The following is a 22,673-nucleotide window of genomic DNA, read 5'->3' on the forward strand; positions in this document are numbered from 1 at the left end:
GAAAAGCGTGAAGCGGTTTTTCGTCCGGAATTGCGTAAAAACAAAAGGCTAGGGCGGTTCCGCGCTTCCGCCAAAAGCTGAACAGCTCTAGCTTGCTTTCCAGTTCGCATTATCGGGGATCGACCGCTGAGGCACGACGACCTGGATGATGGACGGACTGTTCAGGTTTTCTTTGGCGCCATTTATGGCTTCCGCCAGTTCGCCATAGGTGTCCACCTTCCAGCCTTGGCAGCCAAAAACCTCTGCCAACTTGCTGTAATTCCATCGGTGCAGGATGCATGAGTTGTAGAACGGCTTGTTGCCATGGAAAACCGATGCATCGGCAAGCCATTGCTCCACGCCATAGATGCCGTTGTCCATCACGAAGATGATCGGGTTGAGATTGAAGCGGGTTTGTGTCGAGAGGCATTGAGCGGTCATCTGAAACCCGCCATCCCCCGCAAAGACCAGTAGCCTCTGTTTATCTTGCTTCGCCAGCGAAACGCCGGTCGCGGCCGGGCCGATATACCCGATCGCCGAATAGGATGATTGTACGATGAAACCGCGGCGAGCACCGACTTCAAGAAGCAGGCTCCCGAAATAGTTCAAACTCGCGTCGGCACCAACGATAGTATTTCCGTCGATCTGCTGCTGAATGAAATCGTAGAAGCCCTGATAGGTAATTTCGCCTGCCGGATTCACGACCGGCGCTTGCCGGGCTGTTTTCGCCGGAAGACTTTGGGCTTTGCACGTCAGCCTCTTGTCAATCAAGCCGTTGACGAGATCCGCCAGCGAAACCTCTGCGTTGAAGATCGTGCCATATTTCACTGTATCCCAGGAGGCGAATGCGGTTTTATCGAGATCGATAGGCCAACCCAAATCATTGATATCAGTCAACCAGACGCCCAGCGCCAATACGAAGTCGGAGTCTTTGACCAACGACTGGACATAGGGTGACGACGATTCGCCATCAAACACCCCGGCAAATTGGACATCGTCTTCCGATAGGATGGCCTTGCTCAAAAGCTCGGTCACATAGGGAATTTTGAGGTCCCGAATGAGCCGTTCCGCCTGGTCGTGAAGGCCAAACCGGTCGATCTCGACACCGATCCAGATCAGGGGTTTGGTGGCATTTTGCAATCTTTCGCTGATTTGCGTGATCGACTGATTGAGACTGCCCTCGTCGGATATGTCTGGCGCCGCCTTTAATGCATTCGACGGGCGCGCGCATTCCAGGTCCACCATATCCTCCAGCAACTCGATATAGACCGGACGTCTTTCCGTGATGCACTGCGTCAGCGCATAATCTATGAGCATAGGCGCAAGATGAGGGCTATCGATGCGGACGGCAGCGGCCGTTATGTATTCGAACACCTGAAGATCCGTTTCCCGCCCGCTGATGAAGTGATGCGAACTGTAGCCGGTTTGTTCGAATGTGAGCGTTTTCTTGATGCTTGGCGCACCGTTGATCAGAACGACCGGCACTTTCTCGACGTAAGATCCGGCGATCGCATTTGTTGCGCAAAGCGAGCCTGCGGAATAGGTAACGCAAAGCGCACCAATTCCTTTCAGTCTCGCATAGCCGTCAGCCGCATAACCGGCATTCAGTTCATTCACCTCTTCGATGACCTGAATACCGCTTTTCTCGACATAACTGTTCACCCATTCGATCGAATAATCGCCCGCTACGGAAAACAGGTGCCCCAGGCCCAGTTCACGAAGTCTGTCGACTAGATATTGCCCAACCGTGTATGTATCGCCCATGTTCCAACGGCTCCCCTGTTGACGACAATTGACGTATTAAAACTCGCTCGCGTTATCGAATAAGCGCGGTATGTATATGTCGAATATTCCGGGGCATTTTCGTTCGGGAAATCTTTCCAGCATGAAGCGCTTGAAAGCATCATTGGTGAGTCCGTTGCCGGCGGCCTCCATGGCGACGGACAGATACTCTATATTTTTGGCAACCTCGTTCTTGTCAGCCGGAAAGCCGTGACCGGGAAGGAACAGGTCATAGTCGGACAGCAGCATACCCTGCAAAATCCCAATCCAATGCTCCATGTATTTCGTCAGATAAAGGTGCGTTCCGCTGTAGATCAGGTCTTGCGCAATAAAAACGCCGACGTCCGGAAGACCGATGGTGAGAAGAAAATCGATCTCCGTATCAACGACTTCATCAAATATGTATTTGACTCCGTCGATGATTTCCGCGCCGGCGCGGACAGTTTTTTCGGGGATTACCAAGCTCTTCGGAGCGAGATCGCCCATTTTCCAATGGTCATTGACGGAATCTTGTCCGTGCTGCCTCAGGAACTCTTTCGTTTCCGGCAATGTATAAATCGGAATGTCGCTGAATGCGGCTCCCAGGCCAAACCAGTGGTCGGGGTGCCTGTGCGACAGGTAGATCCGGTCGATCTCCTTGCCGATACTGTTGGCATACTCCCTGAATTGCAGCGCATAGGGAACGAGGAATTGCCCATCGACAAGAACAAGCTTGTTCCTGCTTTCGATTATGTGCGTTGCATTGGCGATGTTGTCATCCGTGAAAGCTGAAATGAAAGTATGAATACGGACATCGCCTGCTCGCCTGACGATTTTAATGGGATCCGGCAATTGCGTGACCATAGGTATCTCCCTGATTGAAGGTCGTTTGCTAAGGTTTGATGTTCACCCCGGCATGGCGGAGATGAGGGCTCCCCTGGCCAACATTCCCGGGTTGTTCCAACATGTGCGCCCGAGCGCCATCACGGATGAGATCAACGGCCTCGGGACGCGATCTTTTCCTCCAATGTCTTCAGGGCGGCGCGCGCAACGTCGTAGGCGCTGTCGACGCCCGCCTCCGGCGCGTCCTCACCGGGCCGCCAGAAGCGTCTGCGCGTCATTCGCATCGAGCTCTCGAAGGGTGGAATCGCGTTGAAGACTTCAACGAGATAGGGGCCGGAATAGACCGGCTCGATTTCGTCCAGCATGATCTCCCAGGGAATCCAGCTATCTCTAACAGCGCCCCGGTCCGGCGCTGAGATGTGAACGTAATTCAGCCGCTTCCGCTGTACGGCACGGGCGACATTTTTCCTGAAGATTGCCGGCCCCTGGCTTTCCATCACGACCTGGGCTGTATCGATCGTGACGCCACAGACCGGAATGTCGGCGCTTTCGAGAAAATCCAGCGCTTCCGAGACCATGGTCGGCCCGGGCGTTTCCCAATTCTTGACGGGTTCGATGGCGAGCTTCACCCCTTTCCGCGCAGAATATTGCGCCAATTCCTGGAATATGGAGGCCGCCGCCGCGTATCGTGGCTTCATCCAATCCTGAAGCGCATCGCTCCAGATCCCTTCGCCGTCATCCGTCAGCGGAAAGATACCATAGGGGTACAGGAACGGCCCTGACATGATCGTATTCTCCCCGCCCAGCACCGAGGTGATGTCGACGCGGGATTTGAGATAGGACAGAGCCTGCTTGCGCTGTTCCTCGTAAGGCGAGGTCGGATCGAAGGTTCGCGTGGTCCCCACATTGGTTGTGAACTTCACATCCCGGAAGCCCGCCTGATCGAACGCCCTCTTGAGGCTGATATAGCTTTCGACCTCGGTGTGATGACCGACATGGGCCGGTCCTGGGGCGATATGCACATCGAAGCCGGTGTAGCCGATCTCGGTCAGAGCTTTCAGATGTCTGACGAGAACCTGGGTATAGCCCGCGTCATTCGGCCTCAAATCGGCTGTAAACATAAAGAAGCTGAAATATATATCTCGCCTGCGTGCCTCTTCCATCTTCATCGCTCCAGCTGTCGCTATCCAGTAATGCGTGGTTCAGGATGATGTCTCGCCCGACATTGTCATGAGGCGAGATCCGTCCCCACCTCCTCCACATCGCCATCGGGCTGAAACAAACACTCCGCGCCGGGCTACCATCCAAGCAGCTTGCGCAGATATTCGCGGCCCATTTTCGCGTATTGCAGCGGATTGGCCTTGGCCGGGTCCTGCTCTGCTTCGACGCAGATCCAACCGGCGAAATCCGCCTCGGCCAACGCATCGAGGATTTCCGGAAAGGTCTCTATGGAGCCGTCGCCCGGGACGGTGAAGATCCCCGCCTCGATCCCTTGCTGGAAGGACAATTCTCCGGTGTGCATCTCCCTAACCACCTTGGCGCGAAAGTCTTTCAGGTGAACATGCTTGATGCGGTGGGCGTATTTTCTGGCCAGCGCCAGCGGATCGACACCGGCAGCCGCCTGGTGCGCGGTATCGAGAAGCATGTTCACCAGGCGCGGATCCGTCTCGTCCATGAGCCGGTGGATCGCTTCCGTCTTCATCACCCCGGTCCCCAGATGCGGGTGATAGCAGAGCCGGCGGTTACGGGCCTTGGCTTTCTCTCCCGCCTCATGCAGGCCTTCGATCAGCTGCTTCCACTGGTCCTCGGAGAAATCGGGGCAATTCGGAAACAGGGCAACGGGGAGCGGATTGACCGCTCCGCCAAACTCGGCGACGACCAGATCGGCCCTGCGTGGATCGTCGCTGCCGCCTTCCATGGCTTCGAGGAAGTCGAGCTGAGCATCGACATTATCAAGCGTATGACGCTTCATCGCATTGATGGTGAAATAGGTGCTCACCCAAGGCTCGGAAATCCGCAATCCCCTGAGTTCGAGGACAGGCCGCAATATTTTCGGATCCGTCGGATATTTATGACCGACACCGCATCCGACATAGCCGGCGAGTGCCATTTCACTCAGAGCCTGCTCGTAGGGGATGCCGATGTCGATATTGATGAAATCGTCATTCCACCAGAGCGTGGGGATGACGCCGAGCCAGACCTTGGCGGGCGTCAGTCGATGCAGATGTGTTGTCATGGCAATCATCCAGTTCTTTGAAGACAAGCGGAAATGGCGTCAGGTCAGGTTTTGGAATCGAGAGCCGCAAAAGCTGGAATTTTCGGTGGAAAGGCCCAGGAGCCGAAACCAGGCCCCTTGGCGCCTGCGGGGTGGGCTCCGATCGCCTTCCAGAGCAGACCCTCGACATAGGCATCGGGAGAAACGACGAAGGTGGTATTCGCAGCCCTGGGGCCAAAGCGCTCCGTCCAGGCGGAGGACAGCTCGAACCAGGTGCCGGAATACCAGAGCTTGATCAGCGCGCGGGCCACGTCTCCCAGCAATTCATTGCCCAGAATGGTCGTGCGCACTGCCTGGATACGGGCCTCACCTTCCGGCGGTGGCAGGGCGGTGAAAGCGGCCAGCAGCGCCTCGGCGACCTCGCCGCCGACCACCTTGTCGAGCGTGGCGAGATAACGTTCCGCCAGGCCCGTTCCCAGAAGATCGAACTGGGAGAAGGCCGTCAATTCGACGGAAAGACCGAGAAATGCCTCGAAACGGTTGCTCATGCGTTCACCTCCGCCTGCCGGGTGACGGCTGACTGTTTGATACCGCCGGGGATCTCATAGGTGGGGCTGCCGTTCTTGTCGGGATGTTTCGGCAGGGGATTGCGGATGAGTTCGAGGATCATGTTGCGGAATTCGAACATCATCGGAACGGCTTCCAGCAGCAGGCTCGGCTGACCGTTATAGGCACGCGTCAAAAGCTGGAGAAATTCGCCATAGCGCGTGTTGAAGGCGATCGCCGCCTCACGCAGTTCCGAGCCTTCGTATATGTCCTTCACTTTCAGGTTCTCTTTTATGGGATAGGCGCCTTCCCAATCGACCTGCAACTGCGGACCTGTGGGGTGTCCGGGCTGGTCGCCCTTCTGGTAGTAGCGGCCTTTGACCAGTTCCTCGAAACGGTAGTAGTGGGCCAGTTCGTGGTCGTCATCGTCGTAGATACCGCCACCGTCGCCTTCGCCCTGTTCAATGATGAGGTCGATGGCTTCCAAGGCGCTTTTGAGATCGGTCACGGGAAACAACTCGCCGCCGCCGGAATAATAATATTCCGAGCTGATCTGGCGCGAACTGTCGCCGGTAAAGATGGTTGTGCCCGCCCCATGCGCTTCGGCTTCCAGGTATTTGATGCCCTCCGCGATGGTCGAGTAGAACTCACCGATACTGAAGAAATGGAGGTCCTCATGCCTTGGGTGGCTGGCAAGCGCGGTGATATCAGGGGGAGTTTTGCGATATATCAGGCCCTTGCCGACGAGATGTTCAGGACGCTGAGCCGGCCGCTCGATTTTCAGGAAAGTCGCCAGCGCCTCACGGCTGAAAGCCTGGATACTGACCTTGAAATCGGTCTCACCGTCCGGCAGGGCTGCGGGATAGCGGGCTACGAAGTCCGGCCTGACAAGATCCGGCGTGCCGCCGATGGCATTGAGAATATTGGCAGCAATAGTCAGATGCAGCATTTCTTCTACGACGATCACGCGCAGAACCTGGGTCGCATCCTTGTTGACGCCGGGCTTGATCGAGTAAAGCGCCGTCAGATACGGCGGAATCGTCGCATGTTCGAGCTGCATCGCCCGATAGAGAAACTCTTTCAGCTCATCGAGCGTCTTAATGCTGTAGGAATACATGCTCAAGCTCCATGAAAGATAAGTTGGGTGCACAGGTCGGCTTCGTGTCGCTTGCGTCGAGCCCATCGGTTCGTTCCGCGCAGCGGATGCCGGTCTTCATTCAATGCAGAGACTTCAGAATGTCGCGGCCGCTTCGGAAGCACATGGCGGCCAGCGTCAAGGTGACATTGGCCGTGCCAATCGTCGGCATGCTGCCGCCGCCCACGAGATAGAGGTTTTCGTGGTCCCAGCTGCGCTGGTTCTTGTCCACGACGGAATTGGTCTTCGTCGTTCCCATGATATGGGTGCCGGCCAGATGATTGCCGCCGCGGATCGCATAGCCTTGCCCCTCATAGGCCACATAGCCGAAATCGCTGGGGTCGTATTTGGTATGATCCTGCGCGCCCAGACGCGTAAAGACGGTGCGCGCAAACTGGCGGCCATAGGCGGCACCCTTCATGGTATATTCCGGAACCGTGAAGGACAGGATGGGCCGCATGTTGCCCAGAGCATCGGTATATTGCGGATCCACCGCGATGCGGTTGCTTTCGACGGGCATGACCTCGATCATGAATGCCAGCAGTAACTGCCGCGAAACCTGGTCGATCATGCCGCGCCGAAGATCCGCCCCGTAGAGGTTGTGATCATCCACCAGTTCGAGAAGGTCGGAGGTCGGCGCACCCGTGGCCCAACCCCAGCCGTCGTTATGGATATCGATGGCGAAGGCGGCCTGCCTTTCCCGGAAAGGGCCGTCCCGCAGGTCCACGATACCGCCCGTCGAACTGGTTCCGCGCATCGTGCCGCAGATTTCCGGCATCAGCGCCCAGTTCAGCAGATAGGCGTGGTCCATCAGATTGCGTCCGACAAGACCGCTGGTGCTGCGCAGGCCGGAGGCCAGCATGAGACGCGCCGTTTCGATCGCGCCTGCCGCAAGCACGAAAACCTTGCCCTTCACGGTGATGGTCTCGTGGGCCGGTGAGGCCGGGTCCTTGTAAATCTTCACCTCGAGAGAGCGGACTTTCCCGCTATCCGGATCGATGTTGACCTTCGATGCGACCGCCTGCGGCAACAGTTCGACAAGCTGCTCGCCCCTTTTCCCGTTTACCGCGAACGCCTTGGCAAGCGTTTTGCCGGAGTGGTAGCGCGCTTGCACGGGACAGAGCGGTACGCAGTTGGTGTTGCCCTGGCAGCGACCGCCCTCTTCGACCTGATGCGTATCGACTGCGCCGATGGGGCGGTAGCCCTTCCCACCGTCATAGGCCGGGTTCGGTATGCTGTTGCGCCCCTGCGGATAGGGCCTGACCTTCAGGGGATAGGTCTTGTCGTAAAGTTCGACACTGGTGCCTTCGATGCCCTTGTTGACCTGCTGATCCAGATAGGAAAGCGGCAGGCCGCGCATGGGAAAGACATAGTCGCCCGGGAAGGTCTGCCCCAAATATTGCTGATCTTCGACATCCGCCGATACGCCGATTTCCCGCTCGGCCAGGCGGTAATCATCCTCGACTTCCTCAAAGCTCAGCGGCCAGTCCAACCCTTGGCCGAAAATGGTGCGCGTTTTGAAATCCGAGCGAAGCAGGCGGGGCGTTTTCGCCTCCCAGTGCATGGTCGTTCCGCCGAAAATGCGGGTATATGTCGTATCGCTGACATAGGGGCCGGATTGAACGATATAGGTCGAGCTATTGGTTTCCCCCGCCTGCAGCTTGCGAAGCTGAGGGCTGCGGGGCATGGCCGCGTTGGCATTCAGCGGAAAGGGCGACTGGTTGTCCTTGGAGGCTGCCGAATAGAACGTCGTCAACAGATTGTCATAGCCTGCCAGAGTGCTATTGGCACCGGTTCCGGCTTCAAGGATAAGGACACGCTTGCCCGCCTCCGCAGCCTGCTTGGCAATGATTGCTCCGGAAATGCCGCTGCCGACGATGACGATATCGTAGTCGTCAGACGTAGCAACGGTCTTGGCATCGGCTTTTATCGCGGATTCGAGGGGAAAAAGCACGTTGGTCCTCCATTATTCCCGGAAAGCCCGCATCAGGCTTTGCGGATCATGCCGTTCTGGATTCAATCGAGATTTCAGGCCGGACGGCCCGAAATCGTCATGACCTCGCGCCGCGGGAGTTTCGGGGTTTGGATTTGGCAGCGGCCGGGGCGGCGGCGGAGCGGGCTCTGACTGCCGAGAGAAAGGAGGCGTAGCTCCAGGTCAGATTCCGGACGCTTTTCTCGTAGCCAACGGTTCCATCGAACTGTTCGCTCAGCTCATAGTGATCGCTGTGATAGACGATGGCGCGCAGCATGCCGTCGGACGAAGCCCGCAAGGCAGCGGACGCGTCGGCGGCGCTGCTGGATGCGCCAAGTCCCAGTTCCGCGAAGAAGGGTTCGGAGAATTGATCGATGGGGATGGCGCCGCTGGCCGCGATGGCATTGGCGAGCCGGTATTGAAACTCGGCGAAGTTGGCGGTGCACAGAGCCCAGGGATGCCCACCGACCACCGGGGCCGCCACATCGCCATCGTAATGGTCGCCTGGATAGCGCCCGAAGAGTGGTCCGAGCCCTTTGGCCGCGTCGGCGCCATTGATCGGGTAATAGTTCGAAGATGAAGGATCGGCCCACTGGCGCCGCAGGATGGCCGCCGTTGCCAGAAGCTTGGTATCGGTCGGCTCGATCCCGCCATAGCAGACCGAAGAGACGATATCGATATTCGCGTCGTAACCGGCTTGCTCCGCGGCGTCCAGAATGCTCACATAGAGCTGCCCGTTCCAGTGGGTGGCCAGCTGGCTTTCCAGCCAGGAGATGGCATCGGCCACCCCGGCAGACACGGCAATACCGATCGTGTTTGTGGAAATTTCCCGGAAAAAGCGCAGCTGTACGGCTCTTGCGAAAAAGGAATAGCCCTCATATTCCTCCCAGAGATTTGTGGTCTTGTTCTGGTAAACTTCGAGAAGATAAGAGAGGTTTGTCTCGACCAATTGTTTGGCGATCGTCTGCGTGGCGCCATCCAGCTGATCGAACAAGGTCAGGATCGCAATCGACTGAATAGCCGGCCCGTCATTCTGCTCCGACCACGGACGAACCTCGCCGGTGATGGTGAAGCAGGCATGGCCAAGTGTGACGGTCGCGGAATTCTTCGCATTCGCCTGGCAGAGTGCGGCGAAGTTCACGTAGTCGACCAGGCTCGGCAAAACCCCGCCCGGAACGGGCAGCAAGCCGGCAAGCGCGATCTCGATGGCCGTAATGGCTCCGTCGCGGACCCAGTTGAAAACATAGTCCTGGTCGACACCCGGCGTGTTCGCGGGATAGGAGGGGGCGGCGATGACGCAGCCGGGGGCCGAAAAGACGCCGGGCGATGCCGGATCCTCGATGACATAGCCATCGCTTGTGATGTTGCGCATCATCAGAAGAGAAAAATAGCGCGACAATGCAACCAGATCGGTCTGCGCGAAGGCAGGCTGCGGTTTGACTGCAGGCGCAGTGGCGCCGATATGGGCCGGGTTCGCCCCTGTCATTGACTGACTCCAAAGCGCAACTGTCATTGACTGACTCCAAAATCGGTTGAGACTTGCTGGGACCAGATCGAGGAAATATTCCGGATCCGGATGGGAGAAATATTGCGGCCTTGCGCACAGCGTATTGATAGGTTCACGTCAAAAGCCGACGCCAACGACCCTTCTGCGTTGAGAGTGAAAACAAGGTCTCTGCGGCGGCGAGGGCAGGGCGGGCTGGCCGCCCTGTTGTGCCGCCGTTGAAGCTTTAACTAGAAAGATCGTCGACGATCTGCTTTTTAGCAACCTAAACGTGTTGACCTCAGGTCAAAAAATCTCACAGAATTGCGCTTGGCGTTACGGGTGCTCAGGAGGGATGGATTCGACCAGCCCAGCGAGATTGGACCGTGTTGCCGCAGACCGGTTGCGCAACGCCAGAACCATTTGCAATTCCGTGGCGGAGATCGCGCTGTTCCTATGCCAGTCCATGGTGCCCCGCCCGAGCAGCAGCCAGTCGAGGGAGACATCCAGCAGGTCGGCGAGCGCGCAGGCGCTTTCCAGCGAGGTATGGCCACCATTCTGCCAGCGGGAGACGGCGGCGACGGACACGTCTAGTTCGGCCGCCAGGGCGTGAACTTTCCGGAATTTGCCCCGGGATATCGCCTCTCGAATACGTTTGCCGCGTGCCATGTCGTGGGTCATCAAGAATCCTCCCGTTGGTTGCGTTAAAATTGGCAATTACCAAGAGCTTTCGATCGACGAACATCAGAAACTTCTTATGAAAGGGGAAGGCAAAGCGAAGCACCGGTCAACCTGGTGAAATATCCAGATTGCGCCCGGTCGACCTCCTGTTGTGAAACGTCAGCACATCAGGAGGGACGGATATGTTGCGGATACTCACCAAAGACATGCTCGAGACCGATCGACGTGCTTTCGATGAAATGTTCCGGGCACGCGCCGCCGTTTTTCGCGATCGGCTAGGATGGCAGGTCGATGTCCGGGACCAGTGGGAAAGGGACCGATACGACGAGGCGGAAGATCCCGTCTATCTCGTCACGCAACGACCTTCCGGCACGCTGACGGGTTCGCTGCGCCTGCTGCCGACCACAGGAGCGACGATGCTCAAAAGCGAGTTCCGGCATTTCTTCGATCAGCCTATCGACGTCGATAGCCCGACGACCTGGGAATGTACCCGCTTTTGCATTCATCCGCTCGCCGGACAGATAGACCAATCGCGCACGGTCGCCACCGAACTGCTCTCAGGGCTTTGCGATCTTGCGTTCGACACGGGTATCGAAAGCATCGTCGGCGTCTATGATGTCGCAATGGTCGGGGTGTACCGCAGGATCGGCTGGAGGCCGACGCCGCTTGCCCGATCCCGGCCCGAGATCGGCAAGCTGTATGTCGGACTATGGGACGTGACGGCGGACAATTGTCGGACACTTCGGGCCAACCTGTCTCGACTTCTGGAGCAAGCCTCTCCCAATCCTGCCAGAGCTCTCGCCGATAGCGGCATGCGGTAAGCGTCGTCGCTGTTCTGCCGCCCAGCAGTGGGATAGGTCTCGCCAGCTCTTTAACCTGTTCTTCACATCGCGCCATGGTTGCCATAAAATATGCTGTTCTCGGCAACCGCGAAATGTTACCACTGCGAGCAGTCAGGAAAACACGCAACCACGAGTCCATCTCATGCTGAGCAGTTCTCGTTTTTTCTACAGTTTGGACCGAATTTCCGCATCGCCGACATTGCGGGATCTCGAAACGACGCTGGATGAAGTCCGCCACATCTATGCGATATCGCACATGGTTCTGCATGTGACCCGCTCCTCGGGGGCGACGGCCAGCAATCCATTGCTGATGTTGACCTACCCGCCCGAGTGGGTGAAGCAATATCTTGAGCGGGACTACTTCAGCATCGATCCCGTCGTGCGCCTCGGCCGGCGCGGCTTCCTGCCCGTGGAATGGTCTGCGTCTAAATGGGATTCAGGCCAGGCATATGGCTTCTTCAAGGAGGCTATGGCCTTCGGTGTCGGCCGGCAAGGCGTTACCCTGCCGGTGCGCGGACCTCACGGAGAGCGATCACTGTTTACGGTGACCTCCAATCACCCGGACGCCTACTGGCGACAGTTCCGCATGGACAGCATGCGCGACCTCCAGTTTCTCGCCCACCATCTTCACGACAGGGCAATGGTTCTGTCGGGGATGAGAAAAATAACCGATTTTCCGCAATTGTCGCGCCGCGAACTGCAATGTCTTGAGATGACGGCCAATGGCTTGCTCGCGAAGCAGATTTGCGCCCGCCTGTCCATTTCGGTAAGCGCGGTGCAGCTCTATCTCGCCTCGGCGCGGCGGAAGCTGACCGTCGCCACGACGAGCGAAGCGGTCGCCAAGGCCACGGCGCTCGAACTGATATAGGCTTGAAGATCGCGGTTCAGCGCCGGCCCCTCGTGCGCGTCGCCAGAACATTGCGGATCGAGAAGCTGGAATGGATCCTGAGGACGCCGGGCAAGGTCGAAAGGATCTCTTTGTGGATCCGCTCGAACTCGCCCGCATTGGCAACCTCCACCCGCAACAGATAGTCCGAGCCACCCGTCATTAGAAAACATTCCCGGATCTCGGGATGCCGGCGAACCGCCGCCTCGAGGCGATCAAGATAGTCCTCCGTCTGGCGCTCTAGGGTGATGTTGATGATCACGGCGATCATCTCATCTGCATTGCCGGTGTCGACCAGCACCGTATAGCCGCGGATCACGCCTGATTTTTCCATGATCTTGATGCGCCTGAGGCAGGCCGAGGGAGAGAGGCCGATCTCGGCGGCGAGCTTGGCGTTGCTCATGCGCGCATCGAGGCGCAGCAGTCTCAGGATATTGCGATCGATCGCGTCGAGAGCGGGCATGAGAGATTGTTCCAAAGTTTCGTTGATGATGCGGTTAATAAGCAAATCAAGCAATAATCGACTACTGAATGATAGGCAATTTCGCTCATTATTTCATAAACTCCTTGAAATCGAAAAGGGGTGGACATGGATAGCGATATTTTGGCTTCCCGCACACGCATCGCTACGACCGCGCAGGGAGCCACGGGCTATCTGACGATCGATCTTGCCGCCCTCGGCCGCAACTATCGCAAGCTGGTATCGATGCTGGGGCCGGTCCGTGCGGGCGCCGTCGTCAAGGCCGATGCCTATGGCCTCGGCGCCGAGCGGGTCGCGAGAACGCTCTACGGCGAAGGTTGCAGGCATTTCTTCGTCGCCCAGTTTGTCGAGGCCGTGAGGCTCCGGCCGGCTCTTGCGCAGGACGCTCAGGTTTTCGTGCTGAATGGCTTGCAGCCGGGCAACGAGATCGCCTGCGCCGAGATGGGCATCGTCCCGGTTCTCAATTCGCTGGCGCAGTGGCGGCAATGGTCGGCGGCTGCGCGCATTCTGAAGCGCTGCCTGCCTGCTGTCCTGCAGTTCGACACCGGCATGTCGCGGCTCGGTTTTCCCAGGGAAGAGCGAGCAGAGCTGGCCGCGGCCCTTCGCGATGGCACCAATGTCGAAATCCTGTTCATCATGAGTCATCTGGCGTCGGCCGATGACATGGATAGCGAGCAGAACGGCGAGCAGTTTGCCGAGATGTCCCGTATTGCCGATGAATTTCCGGGCTTCGACATTTCCTTCGCCAATTCCGGCGGCGTTTTCCTGGGCGAGGCCTATTACGGCGTGCTCGCCCGCCCCGGCATCGCGCTTTATGGCGGCGCTCCGAACGCCGGCGAGAAGAACCCGATGGAGCCGGTCGTCAGCCTTGATGTCGCCGTCGTGCAGACGCGCAGCGTGCCGGCGGGTGCTAAGGTCGGCTATGGCGGCGCGCATGTCACGCAACGCGAAACGCGTCTCGCCACCATTGCCGCCGGCTATGCCGATGGGTTGCCGCGGAGCCTCAGCGACTGCGGCGCCGTTTATTTCAAGGGCATTCGCCTGCCGATCGTCGGCCGCGTGTCGATGGACAGCGCGACCGTCGACATATCAGCGCTGCCCGAAGGCGCTCTGACCTTCGGTAGCCTTGTCGAAGTGCTAGGCCGCCATCAGACGCTCGAGGACATTGCCCGCGACGCCGGCACCATTTCTTACGAAATCCTAACCGGCCTGGGCGATCGTTATCACAGGCAATATCGCTGAGAGCCGGCGGCTCCATCATTGGGAACATCATGAAGGTCATCGTTCTAGGAGCCGGCATCGTCGGCGTCACATCCGCTTATCAATTGGCCAAGGCCGGCCATGACGTCACCGTCGTTGACCGGCAGTCGGGTCCGGCGCTGGAGACGAGCTTTGCCAATGCCGGGGAAGTCTCCTTCGGCTATTGCTCGCCATGGGCAGCGCCCGGCATTCCTATGAAGGCCATGAAGTGGCTGTTCATGAAGCATGCGCCGCTCATCCTGCGCCCGAAGTTAGACATGGCTATGCTCTCCTGGATGGCAAGGATGCTGTCGAACTGCACCTCCGAGCGCTATGCGATCAACAAAAGCCGCATGCTGCGCCTTGCCGATTACAGCCGCATCGCGCTCGCCGAACTTCGCGCGGAGACCGGCATCGCCTATGACGAACGCATGCAGGGAACCCTGCAGCTGTTCCGCACGCAGCAGCAGCTCGAGGCCTCGGCAAAGGATGTCAAGGCGCTGGCTGCCGACGGCATTCCCTATGAGGTGCTGGACCGGGACGGCTGTGTCCGCTTCGAACCGGCGCTCAGGCACGTGCGCGACAAGATTGTCGGCGGTCTGCTGACGCCGAAGGACGAAACCGGCGATTGCTTCAAGTTCACCAATGCGCTGGCTGCCAAGGCCGAGGCGCTCGGCGTCCGCTTCGCTTACGGAACGACGATCAAGGCGCTGGATGTCGAAGCCGGCCGGGTGCGTGGGGTCATCACCGATCGTGAGCGGATGAGCGCGGAGGCGGTGGTGATCGCGCTCGGCAGCTATTCGCCGCTGCTGCTCAAGCCGCTCGGCATCCGGCTGCCGGTCTATCCTGTCAAGGGCTATTCGCTCACCATCCCGATCACCGATGCGTCGCGCGCGCCGGAATCGACCGTCATGGATGAGACCTACAAGATCGCGATCACCCGGCTCGGCGACCGCATCCGCGTCGGCGGCATGGCTGAAATATCAGGCTATACCAATGATCTCGGCTTGGCCCGCCGCAGCACGCTGGAACATTCAGTTACCGATCTCTTCCCCGGTGGCGATATTTCCAAGGCCTCCTTCTGGTCCGGCCTGCGGCCAATGACGCCTGATGGCACGCCGGTCATCGGCCCGACAAAAGTCGCCGGCCTCTTTCTCAATACTGGCCACGGCACACTTGGCTGGACCATGAGCACCGGTTCGGCGCGGCTCATCGGCGACCTCGTCAGCGGCCGCCAGCCGGAAATCGACGCGAGGGATCTCGCAATCAGCCGCTACGGCTGAAACCGCCCGGGTAACGCAAAACAAGATGAGCATGATTGCGCAAATCCATTATCACTTGTGAACATCGTCTTTAGAGGTCCCGTATGTCGGTTAATTCTCATATCCAGAACAATGGCGGCCTCACCCGACAGCTGGCGGCGCAGAACATGTCGTTTCGGGAAACGGCGCACAGCGGAACAGACCCGGACGAGCTCTCGGAGATATTGTCGACACCAAACTCCCCGATCAAGGTTTCGGCGGAAGGCAATATGCCCATTGCATTCCACTGCAATTTCATCTCCGTCGGAGAGGTAGCAGTTGCCGACTGCACCTATGAAGGCACGGTTCTCGTCAGGCGGGAGGCGCCCTGCGACAGGATGATCGTTTTTCTGCCGATGGAGGGAAACGCATGCTTCGACGGCATGAGGGAGCAAATATATTCGGTTCCCGCTCGTGGCACGATCCTTGAAGCAGGTCGTGCCACAGGTGCTCGCCTGTTTGGCCCCCGCCGTCATTTCGGCCTGTTCATCGATCAGGCAAAGATCATCAGCCACCTCACGCAGATGTTCGAGCGAACGATCAGCGGCGATATCGATTTTCATCCTCACATCGATCTGACGGCCGGCCCGGGGCTTGTATTGCAGCAGCTTGTCTCGAGCCTCCATCGCGGCCTTAGCGGCAACGGGCCGCTGCAACGGTCGCCGCTGGCCGTCGGCTCGCTCTTCGACGCGGCGGTCTACCTGCTTCTGGAAAGCTGCCCCAATCGCTATTCGAACCAGCTTGCGCTCCCTGCTCCGGCACCAGCCCCACGCCATGTGAAATGGGCGATCGACTTCATGCAGGAACACATCGCCGAGCCGATTTCGCTCAACGATATCGCGATGGCCGCCAAGGTAAGCGTTCGCACTCTGCAACAGGGTTTTCGGCAGTTCAGGGATACGACTCCGATGGCCTACCTGCATGAACTTCGCATGGCCGCGGCCCATCGCGATTTGCTCGCGTCTGATGCGAAGCAAGGCATTGCCGACGTCGCGCTCAGATGGGGATTTACGCATCTGGGGCGGTTTGCTGCCGAATACAGGAAGCGTTTCGGCCAACTACCGTCACAGACCTTGAAGCGCTGAGCTCCGTCTCGGTGTGCCGGATGGTTCCGTCGACGATGGACCAGGCGTCCGATCGCCGACGGGAGCGGCACGCGGGATGCGGATCTATGCCGCGCGCTTCAGGGCATCGCCAAGTGTCGAAACAATTCTGTCGATCTGGGTTTTCTCGATAATGAGCGGCGGGGAAAGGGCGATAATGTCGCCGGTCACCCGGATCAGCAGGCCCTTGTTGAAGCAGTCGACGAAGATTTCGTAGGCGCGGGTTCCCGGCGCGCCGTCACGAGGAGCCAGTTCGACTGCGCCGACCAGTCCGAGATTACGGATGTCGACGACGTGAGGGAGGCCTTTCAGCGAATGGAGGGCCTCTTGCCAATACTCGGCCAAATCGGCTGCGCGGGTCAGCAGGCCTTCCTCCTCGTAGATCTCCAGAGTAGCGAGCCCGGCCGCGCAGGCGACCGGATGGCCGGAATAGGTGTAGCCATGGAAGAGTTCGATCGCATTATCAGGTCCGACCATCAGGCCGTCATAGACCTTGCGGCTGGCAAAGACCGCGCCCATCGGGATCGTGCCGTTGGTGATGCCCTTTGCCGTGGTGATCAGGTCGGGCACGACGCCGAAGTAGTCGGTTGCGAAAGGCGTGCCGAGACGCCCGAAGCCGGTGATGACCTCGTCGAAGATCAGCAGGATTCCGTGCTTGTCGGCGGTTGCGCGCAGCTTCTCCAGATAGCCCTTCGGAGGCAGAACGACGCCTGCCGATCCCGACATCGGCTCGACGATGACGGCCGCGATGGTTTCGGCGCCGTGCAACTGCACCAGGCGCTCGAGATCGTCCGCCAGTTCCACGCCGTGAGCGGGAAGGCCCTTTGAAAATGCATTGCGCCCGATGTCGAGCGTATGGCGCATATGGTCGGCCGGTATTTGCGGGAAGACCCGCCGGTTGTTGACGAGACCGCCAACGGAAATGCCGCCGAACCCGACGCCATGATATCCCTTCTCACGCCCGATGATCCGCGTGCGGGTGCCCTGGCCGATCGCCCGCTGATAGGCGATGGCAATCTTGAGCGCCGTATCGACCGATTCCGAGCCTGAGCCGGTGAAGAAGATCCTGTCGAGCTTGGCTTGCGGGCCGCCCGGCGCGTTCGCAGCCAGCTTCGAGGCAAAGTCGAAGGCGATCGGATGCCCCATCTGGAAGGTCGGTGCATAATCCAGCGTTGCAAGCTGTCGTTCGACGGCTTGGGAAATCTTCTTGCGGCCGTGGCCGGCATTGCAGCACCAGAGCCCGGCCGTGCCGTCAAGCACCTGATTTCCATCGATGTCGGTGTAGTACATTCCCTCGGCTGCTGCGAGAAGCCGCGGTGTGGCCTTGAATTGCCGGTTCGCAGTGAACGGCATCCAGAAATTTTCAAGTACGGGTGCGTTCGTTTTGCTGAGCTGGTCCATCCTGGCCTCCTTTGGGGTGGCGCCGAGAATGGCAATTTCTCCCTTTCAAACAAGTCCTTTTCTTTGTCGGCGCAAACTGTTGAAATTCAAAGGATGTAAAGATATAATTTTGGATATTCTGGACAACACAAACGAACCGCATCATGTCAGTCGATATCGGCAACCGTCTTCGCCATCTCCGCATCGCCCATAAGCTTTCCCAGCGTGAGCTCGCCAAGCGCACCGGAGTGCCCAATTCGACGATCTCGCTGATCGAATCGAACGCCTCCAATCCCTCGGTCGGAGCCCTGAAGCGAATTCTGGACGGCATCCCCATCGGTCTGGCGGAATTCTTCGCCTTCGAGCCCGAGCGTCCAAGGAAGGCCTTCTATGCCGCCGAGGAGCTGGTGGAGATCGGCAAGGGCGCAATCTCCTACAGGCAGGTTGGGGAAAACCTGTTCGGACGCAGCTTGCAAATCCTCAAGGAATGTTACCAGCCGGGCGCCGACACTGGAAAGGTTCCCCTTGTTCACGAGGGCGAAGAAGGCGGGATCGTGCTCTCGGGAAGGCTCGAGGTGACGGTCGATGACGAGCGGCGGATCCTCGGGCCGGGTGACGCCTACTATTTCGAAAGCAGGCGCCCGCACCGCTTCCGCTGTGTCGGGCCGGTGCCCTGCGAGGTCATCAGCGCCTGCACGCCGCCGACGTTCTAGTTCCTGCCCTCGATCCGGGCAAGTACTCCGTCGAGTGCAGCGGTCAGGGCGGCAAGGCCGCCCTTCTTCTCGAAGTCTGAGTAAACCTGCTCGTTAAGTCCGCCCTTGGTCGCAAATTCGCGGCTCAGCGCGCTGAACGGTTCGTTGCCGGGGCTGTTCGCTTTCTGCGCCAGGCTTGCAAAGAGCGGGGCAATGTAGGCCTGTCCCTTCGCCTTTTCGAGGCCGCTTCTTTCCAGCCAGACGGCAACCTGCTCCATGATGCCGAAATAGGTCGACATCATTGCGCTCGCTGCCGCGAGAAGATCATATTCCTTCCTCGACTGGCATTGGACAGCCGTTCCGAGCGCATCGAAAAGCGCTGCGACGGCGGTATCGGGCGGATAGATGGCCGTGACGCCTTGCCGGCCGGCGACGAAGGGCAGGGGTATCGCCTGCACGAGATGCACGTCGGCGCCGATCCATTCGGAGAGGGCCTGGCGCTCCGTTGCCGCAACGAGGCTGACGACCATTTGGCCATCCCTGAACGATAGCGCGCGCACGACCTCCTCGGCGACCTGCGGCCGTATCGCCAGGAATACCATGTCGCTGCGCTCGACGACGTCCTGATTGTCCTTGGCAATTCTCACGGCGGCGAATTCGTCAGCCAACGTCGCGGCGATGTGAGCGCTGCGTGGAGACACGTGAATCTCGGATGCATAGGCCGGCTCAGTGAGAAGCCCGCGAACCATCGCTTCGGTAATCGCGCCGGTGCCGACGAATCCAATACGGTCGATTTTCATTTGATTGCTCCGCAGCCCGCAGCCGGCCCTACGCGACATCACCGCGCCAAACCAGATAGCCTCCAACACGACGAAGGCAGCGGTTGCCGTCTTCACCCAACTCCCCCGCGACTATGCACCCAGCAAGCTTTGGGTCAATGCCGTCCGCCGTAGCTGTATGGCGGACTGTTGGGAACGATCGGCCCGCAGAGGACGAAATCCGACAGACTCTGGAGCTTACTTGTAAGTGATCTTGTCGCCGACCCTCGGGCGATTGAAGTAATGGCGATCGAAGCTGTAGCCATTCTGCCCGGTGAAGTTTGAAAAGAACGCCGAGACCGGCGTCGTCAATGTGTACTGCACCCTGGTCAGCACCACCTGTACGCCGTCATCCTGGATCTCCGAAGGGACCTCGATCGTGCTCGCCGTGCCGGAGTTCAGTGCGGAGGTGTTGAGTGCTGCAGACCAGTTGACCGTGGCGCTGCCGCTCTTGGCAATATCGTCCACCGCGACGGTGATCGTGAGCCCTGTCGTCTCATAGGGCTGCAGGATGAAGCTGGCGCCGGAGAGAAGTTTGGCGACATCGGACTTCGTCCAGGAGCCCTGCTGTGAAATCATATCGCCTGTGGAAGAGGCGATCTCGTCTATCTTTCGGCTGACCGTGAGCGCATGGCCGAGATCGACGGTGCCGAACAGCAGCATCACCAGGATCGGCAGGACCAGCGCGAATTCCACGCCCGAAGCCGCCGACCGGTCGCGCATGAGATGACGGGCGCGGGATTGGGCGAGGCGGAAAAGGGACTGGCTCCGTTTCATCATGTCAGAAAGGCTCGTTGCGGAAGAGAACGGAAGATCCGAGTAGGTAGCGGCCGTCGGAAAGCTTGGCGCTCGACAGGCTGAAGAAATTGACGACGGCTGTCCATGGCAGGAACGTCTGAACCAGGATGTAGTCGCTGCCCTTGCCGATATCATAGGTCTCGGTCACAGTGAGATTGCCGCTGTCATCGATGGGATCCGTGCTGGCGGCGGACGAGAGGTCGGAAAGCACGATCACCTTGACCAGGAGACCGCTGGAGCAGCTGAACGAGAGAAGCATGTCGTTGCAAATCCTGGCTTTGAAATCGGCCAGCGTAATCTTCGAAGATGCAACCTCGCCGGTGCGGATCATCCGGGAGATCTTGTGAACCGAAGCGTCCAGCGCCGAATTGACGAAGAACATCAGCGACACTTCGATAATGCCGAAAATCATGATGAAGAGCGGCAGAGCCAGGATCGCAAATTCGATCGCAGCGACCCCTTTGCGATCGCCAAGCAGCCGGCGCAACGATGCGAAGCGTTTCCCTCGTCTCATTGGGTCAGCCGGACGGATGCGAGATATTGGGTGAATAGCGCCGACAGGCCTGCCGTGATCTCGGCCGACGACGAGGCTGAGAGGAACAAGCTCTTGGACGATGCGCAGTCGGAAAGCGCATAGGGGATGTAGTCGCGCCTGGTGATGCTGGTCGACACGCCGCTTTGCATGGTACCACCATAGGTGCCCTTCCAGTTGGCGCTTGCCATGGTCGAGCCGACGGTTGCGTTGTAGCCCCAATCCGAAGTGAGCGGCAGGTATTCGGTGTAGAGAACCGCCATGGTGGCGGACTGGTTTTTGACGTAGGCGCACCAGTCCGGATTGAGAGGCGCCACCTTGTTCCAGTATGCCCCATACGTCGCCTGCCCGTTCTTCCATGTCACCTTGTCGGTCACCCATTCGCGCTGCGATTGAACGCCGTCCGTCAGCAAGAGAACCAGCTTGAGCGGCGAGTTTGAGGAGGTTCCGTCCCCGCCGGTCCCGACCTTCTGTTTGAGCGTTGCAAGCGACACGTCAAAATAGGTGGCTGCCTTCGAGGTCGCGCTTGTGAGGCCGTAGCTTGAGGTTGTGAGCCGGTTGCGCGCCGTGTCCGTGCTCAGCGTCGGGGCGAGAACTTCTGTGAGCGTATCGCCGAGGCTATATAGTCCGACCTTGATCCGTTGATGGTTGCTGTCTGAGGTGTCGATCAGGGCAAGCACGTCCTTGACGGCATCGCCGGCGACATCGGCGCGCAGCTTTATGCTCTTGGCCGTGCTGTATTCATAGTTGTTGTTGTATGTCTTGTTGCCGATTTTGTGCGCATCGCCCGTGTGGCAGGCGAACTGGCAGCCGATGCCGGAATACATGGTCGACTGGCCGGCCGTTGTTGCTGCTAGAAGCATCGACGGCGATGTGTCGATGACGATGTAGACATTGAGATAGGAGGTGGCCGGCCCCTTGACGGCGCTTGCCACGCTGACGTCAACGGTGTCGATGTTGGCGATCTTCATCAGCGTCGTCGGAACCGTGCCGCTGGCCGTCGCCGTGATCTTATGGTTTGACGTATCGATGTCGATGTCGCCAAGCGTATAGCTGTTTTCGACCTGCGCGTGGAACCAGTCGGAAACCTTTTGCTTGAGAGCGACGGCGTCGTCGGTATCGATCTCTTTGACTGCGGCGATCAAGGCCGTGTCCAGGTCGCTCTGCATCCTCTGGCGGACATTGTAGGTACGAATGTAGTCAAAGCTCGCGCCGACTGCGACGATCATCGGCACCAGGGTGAGGGCAACGACGATCGCGACATTGCCGCCCCTGTCCCTTCCGAGACCGCGAAGGGTTTTGAAGACCCGATCAACTGAATATGAAAGATCCGAGCGCAAAAAGACCACCGTCAATAAGTCATACTAATGTGCAAGAAGTATCAAAATTGCTTAAGTCTTTGTTAATTCCTGCGTTTTCCGATGGAATGCAGACCGCAAAAGCACTGTTTCGTGCGCAAATTGTATATGTTTGCGAATTTTGGATAGCCGTGGAATGACATCTCTCTCATTCATGATTGCGGGGATCCGCATGCGTGAGTGAAGCCGGAAGCGGGGACACGCCCGGCGCCATCCGCGACCTGGCGGTTTCGTTCGACAGAATGAGCTATCCAATCATGGAGATCAGCGCTTTGGCGGCAGTTTTCTGCTCTTTCTCGGGCTGAAGACCTGCACAAGACCTTCGATCAGGCCGTGGGTTTCGTCGCGCTGCAGCAGGAAGCCTGCCTTGCCCTCTTCCGACAGGGCGGTGCGCCGTCTTCGGTAGGACCTTCAGGATTTGATTTCCGCGAAATAGATGGGCTTCAGATATCAAGGAAAAGTTCGTTGGGAGTTTTCGTGGTTGCCATCGTGCCTCCTGTTACTGGCCAATGAAGCCGCCCAGCGCGGCAACAGTTCACTTTCTCAGACTACGCCGAACTGGTCGGGAAGCTCACGTAACGCTCGCTTCGTTGGACACTTTTGCAAAGGGCTTGCCCTCCTAGGGCGC

At 58.7% G+C, this 22,673-nt stretch carries 21 protein-coding genes; 6 read left to right on the forward strand and 15 right to left on the reverse strand.

Annotated elements, in window-relative coordinates; genetic code table 11:
• Positions 1-87: 87 nt before the first annotated feature.
• The 9 genes from AB8B31_RS25270 to AB8B31_RS25310 all read right to left on the reverse strand — a co-directional run bounded on the left by AB8B31_RS25270 (position 88) and on the right by AB8B31_RS25310 (position 10,615).
• Positions 88-1,743 (reverse strand): alpha-keto acid decarboxylase family protein, encoded by a 1,656-nt coding sequence (locus tag AB8B31_RS25270; protein WP_018245431.1) that lies wholly within the window; start codon positions 1,741-1,743, stop codon positions 88-90.
• Between the two features lie 36 nt (positions 1,744-1,779).
• Positions 1,780-2,604, reverse strand: coding sequence for an MBL fold metallo-hydrolase (locus AB8B31_RS25275; RefSeq protein WP_018245430.1), 825 nt, complete (start codon positions 2,602-2,604; stop codon positions 1,780-1,782).
• 131 nt (positions 2,605-2,735) lie between these two features.
• Complete coding sequence (locus tag AB8B31_RS25280; protein ID WP_018245429.1) at positions 2,736-3,752, reverse strand: sugar phosphate isomerase/epimerase family protein; 1,017 nt, start codon at positions 3,750-3,752, stop codon at positions 2,736-2,738.
• Between the two features lie 128 nt (positions 3,753-3,880).
• A complete protein-coding gene (gene iolE, locus AB8B31_RS25285) occupies positions 3,881-4,819 on the reverse strand; it encodes a myo-inosose-2 dehydratase (RefSeq protein ID WP_026188668.1) in 939 nt (312 codons plus the stop codon).
• A gap of 44 nt (positions 4,820-4,863) precedes the next feature.
• On the reverse strand, positions 4,864-5,346 hold the full coding sequence (locus AB8B31_RS25290; RefSeq protein WP_018245427.1) for a hypothetical protein: 483 nt from the start codon (positions 5,344-5,346) through the stop codon (positions 4,864-4,866).
• Entirely contained in the window at positions 5,343-6,461 is a 1,119-nt protein-coding gene (locus AB8B31_RS25295) for a ferritin-like domain-containing protein (protein ID WP_018245426.1), read from the reverse strand. The genes AB8B31_RS25290 and AB8B31_RS25295 overlap by 4 nt, the downstream gene beginning before the upstream one ends.
• A 100-nt stretch (positions 6,462-6,561) precedes the next feature.
• Entirely contained in the window at positions 6,562-8,433 is a 1,872-nt protein-coding gene (locus AB8B31_RS25300; protein WP_018245425.1) for a GMC oxidoreductase, read from the reverse strand.
• A 97-nt stretch (positions 8,434-8,530) separates the two neighbouring features.
• A complete protein-coding gene (locus AB8B31_RS25305; protein ID WP_026188667.1) occupies positions 8,531-9,964 on the reverse strand; it encodes a glycoside hydrolase family 15 protein in 1,434 nt (477 codons plus the stop codon).
• 306 nt (positions 9,965-10,270) lie between these two features.
• Positions 10,271-10,615, reverse strand: a complete 345-nt coding sequence (locus AB8B31_RS25310) for a helix-turn-helix domain-containing protein (protein ID WP_018245423.1) — start codon at positions 10,613-10,615, stop codon at positions 10,271-10,273.
• Positions 10,616-10,797: 182 nt separating this feature from the next.
• On the opposite strand from AB8B31_RS25310, the gene AB8B31_RS25315 reads away from it, so the two are divergent.
• Positions 10,798-11,436 carry an acyl-homoserine-lactone synthase gene (locus AB8B31_RS25315; protein WP_018245422.1) on the forward strand — a complete coding sequence of 213 codons (639 nt, stop codon included), beginning with the start codon at positions 10,798-10,800 and terminating at the stop codon, positions 11,434-11,436.
• 163 nt (positions 11,437-11,599) lie between these two features.
• The gene (locus AB8B31_RS25320; protein WP_018245421.1) at positions 11,600-12,325 is read left to right on the forward strand and encodes a helix-turn-helix transcriptional regulator; all 726 of its coding nucleotides are present in this window, start codon (positions 11,600-11,602) and stop codon (positions 12,323-12,325) included.
• Positions 12,326-12,341: 16 nt separating this feature from the next.
• Here the strand turns inward: AB8B31_RS25320 and AB8B31_RS25325 are convergent, their stop codons facing one another.
• Positions 12,342-12,806, reverse strand: coding sequence for an Lrp/AsnC family transcriptional regulator (locus tag AB8B31_RS25325; RefSeq protein ID WP_003550368.1), 465 nt, complete (start codon positions 12,804-12,806; stop codon positions 12,342-12,344).
• 126 nt (positions 12,807-12,932) lie between these two features.
• On the opposite strand from AB8B31_RS25325, the gene alr reads away from it, so the two are divergent.
• The 3 genes from alr to AB8B31_RS25340 all read left to right on the forward strand — a co-directional run bounded on the left by alr (position 12,933) and on the right by AB8B31_RS25340 (position 16,449).
• Positions 12,933-14,066, forward strand: coding sequence for an alanine racemase (gene alr, locus AB8B31_RS25330; RefSeq protein WP_018245420.1), 1,134 nt, complete (start codon positions 12,933-12,935; stop codon positions 14,064-14,066).
• Positions 14,067-14,095: 29 nt separating this feature from the next.
• On the forward strand, positions 14,096-15,346 hold the full coding sequence (locus AB8B31_RS25335) for a D-amino acid dehydrogenase (RefSeq protein ID WP_018245419.1): 1,251 nt from the start codon (positions 14,096-14,098) through the stop codon (positions 15,344-15,346).
• A gap of 83 nt (positions 15,347-15,429) precedes the next feature.
• Positions 15,430-16,449: a helix-turn-helix transcriptional regulator gene (locus AB8B31_RS25340; RefSeq protein ID WP_018245418.1), complete on the forward strand. Its 1,020-nt coding sequence runs from the start codon at positions 15,430-15,432 to the stop codon at positions 16,447-16,449.
• 84 nt (positions 16,450-16,533) lie between these two features.
• Here AB8B31_RS25340 and AB8B31_RS25345 read toward each other — a convergent pair whose 3' ends face one another.
• Entirely contained in the window at positions 16,534-17,868 is a 1,335-nt protein-coding gene (locus AB8B31_RS25345) for an aspartate aminotransferase family protein (RefSeq protein ID WP_018245417.1), read from the reverse strand.
• A 143-nt stretch (positions 17,869-18,011) separates the two neighbouring features.
• Between AB8B31_RS25345 and AB8B31_RS25350 the strand changes: the two genes are divergently transcribed.
• Positions 18,012-18,560, forward strand: a complete 549-nt coding sequence (locus AB8B31_RS25350; protein ID WP_018245416.1) for a cupin domain-containing protein — start codon at positions 18,012-18,014, stop codon at positions 18,558-18,560.
• Here the strand turns inward: AB8B31_RS25350 and AB8B31_RS25355 are convergent.
• The 4 genes from AB8B31_RS25355 to AB8B31_RS25370 all read right to left on the reverse strand — a co-directional run bounded on the left by AB8B31_RS25355 (position 18,557) and on the right by AB8B31_RS25370 (position 22,027).
• The gene (locus tag AB8B31_RS25355; RefSeq protein ID WP_018245415.1) at positions 18,557-19,339 is read right to left on the reverse strand and encodes a pyrroline-5-carboxylate reductase; all 783 of its coding nucleotides are present in this window, start codon (positions 19,337-19,339) and stop codon (positions 18,557-18,559) included. The genes AB8B31_RS25350 and AB8B31_RS25355 overlap by 4 nt on opposite strands.
• Before the next feature lie 216 nt (positions 19,340-19,555).
• Complete coding sequence (locus tag AB8B31_RS25360) at positions 19,556-20,137, reverse strand: TadE/TadG family type IV pilus assembly protein (RefSeq protein ID WP_018245414.1); 582 nt, start codon at positions 20,135-20,137, stop codon at positions 19,556-19,558.
• A gap of 1 nt (position 20,138) precedes the next feature.
• Positions 20,139-20,669: a TadE/TadG family type IV pilus assembly protein gene (locus AB8B31_RS25365; protein ID WP_018245413.1), complete on the reverse strand. Its 531-nt coding sequence runs from the start codon at positions 20,667-20,669 to the stop codon at positions 20,139-20,141.
• Positions 20,666-22,027 carry a TadE/TadG family type IV pilus assembly protein gene (locus AB8B31_RS25370; protein ID WP_026188666.1) on the reverse strand — a complete coding sequence of 454 codons (1,362 nt, stop codon included), beginning with the start codon at positions 22,025-22,027 and terminating at the stop codon, positions 20,666-20,668. The genes AB8B31_RS25365 and AB8B31_RS25370 overlap by 4 nt, the downstream gene beginning before the upstream one ends.
• Positions 22,028-22,673 lie beyond the last annotated feature (646 nt).

The sequence above is a fragment of the Rhizobium sp. 62_C5_N11_2 genome, from assembly GCF_051811185.1.
Taxonomy (GTDB): domain Bacteria; phylum Pseudomonadota; class Alphaproteobacteria; order Rhizobiales; family Rhizobiaceae; genus Rhizobium; species Rhizobium leguminosarum.

Coding starts and splice junctions, on each gene's coding strand:
- AB8B31_RS25270 (WP_018245431.1), bottom strand. CDS start 1,743: ATGGGCGATACATACACGGTTGGGCAATATCTAGTCGACAGACTTCGT.
- AB8B31_RS25275 (WP_018245430.1), bottom strand. CDS start 2,604: ATGGTCACGCAATTGCCGGATCCCATTAAAATCGTCAGGCGAGCAGGC.
- AB8B31_RS25280 (WP_018245429.1), bottom strand. CDS start 3,752: ATGAAGATGGAAGAGGCACGCAGGCGAGATATATATTTCAGCTTCTTT.
- iolE (WP_026188668.1), bottom strand. CDS start 4,819: ATGACAACACATCTGCATCGACTGACGCCCGCCAAGGTCTGGCTCGGC.
- AB8B31_RS25290 (WP_018245427.1), bottom strand. CDS start 5,346: ATGAGCAACCGTTTCGAGGCATTTCTCGGTCTTTCCGTCGAATTGACG.
- AB8B31_RS25295 (WP_018245426.1), bottom strand. CDS start 6,461: ATGTATTCCTACAGCATTAAGACGCTCGATGAGCTGAAAGAGTTTCTC.
- AB8B31_RS25305 (WP_026188667.1), bottom strand. CDS start 9,964: ATGACAGTTGCGCTTTGGAGTCAGTCAATGACAGGGGCGAACCCGGCC.
- AB8B31_RS25310 (WP_018245423.1), bottom strand. CDS start 10,615: ATGACCCACGACATGGCACGCGGCAAACGTATTCGAGAGGCGATATCC.
- AB8B31_RS25315 (WP_018245422.1), top strand. CDS start 10,798: ATGTTGCGGATACTCACCAAAGACATGCTCGAGACCGATCGACGTGCT.
- AB8B31_RS25320 (WP_018245421.1), top strand. CDS start 11,600: ATGCTGAGCAGTTCTCGTTTTTTCTACAGTTTGGACCGAATTTCCGCA.
- AB8B31_RS25325 (WP_003550368.1), bottom strand. CDS start 12,806: ATGCCCGCTCTCGACGCGATCGATCGCAATATCCTGAGACTGCTGCGC.
- alr (WP_018245420.1), top strand. CDS start 12,933: ATGGATAGCGATATTTTGGCTTCCCGCACACGCATCGCTACGACCGCG.
- AB8B31_RS25335 (WP_018245419.1), top strand. CDS start 14,096: ATGAAGGTCATCGTTCTAGGAGCCGGCATCGTCGGCGTCACATCCGCT.
- AB8B31_RS25340 (WP_018245418.1), top strand. CDS start 15,430: ATGTCGGTTAATTCTCATATCCAGAACAATGGCGGCCTCACCCGACAG.
- AB8B31_RS25345 (WP_018245417.1), bottom strand. CDS start 17,868: ATGGACCAGCTCAGCAAAACGAACGCACCCGTACTTGAAAATTTCTGG.
- AB8B31_RS25350 (WP_018245416.1), top strand. CDS start 18,012: ATGTCAGTCGATATCGGCAACCGTCTTCGCCATCTCCGCATCGCCCAT.
- AB8B31_RS25355 (WP_018245415.1), bottom strand. CDS start 19,339: ATGAAAATCGACCGTATTGGATTCGTCGGCACCGGCGCGATTACCGAA.
- AB8B31_RS25360 (WP_018245414.1), bottom strand. CDS start 20,137: ATGATGAAACGGAGCCAGTCCCTTTTCCGCCTCGCCCAATCCCGCGCC.
- AB8B31_RS25365 (WP_018245413.1), bottom strand. CDS start 20,669: ATGAGACGAGGGAAACGCTTCGCATCGTTGCGCCGGCTGCTTGGCGAT.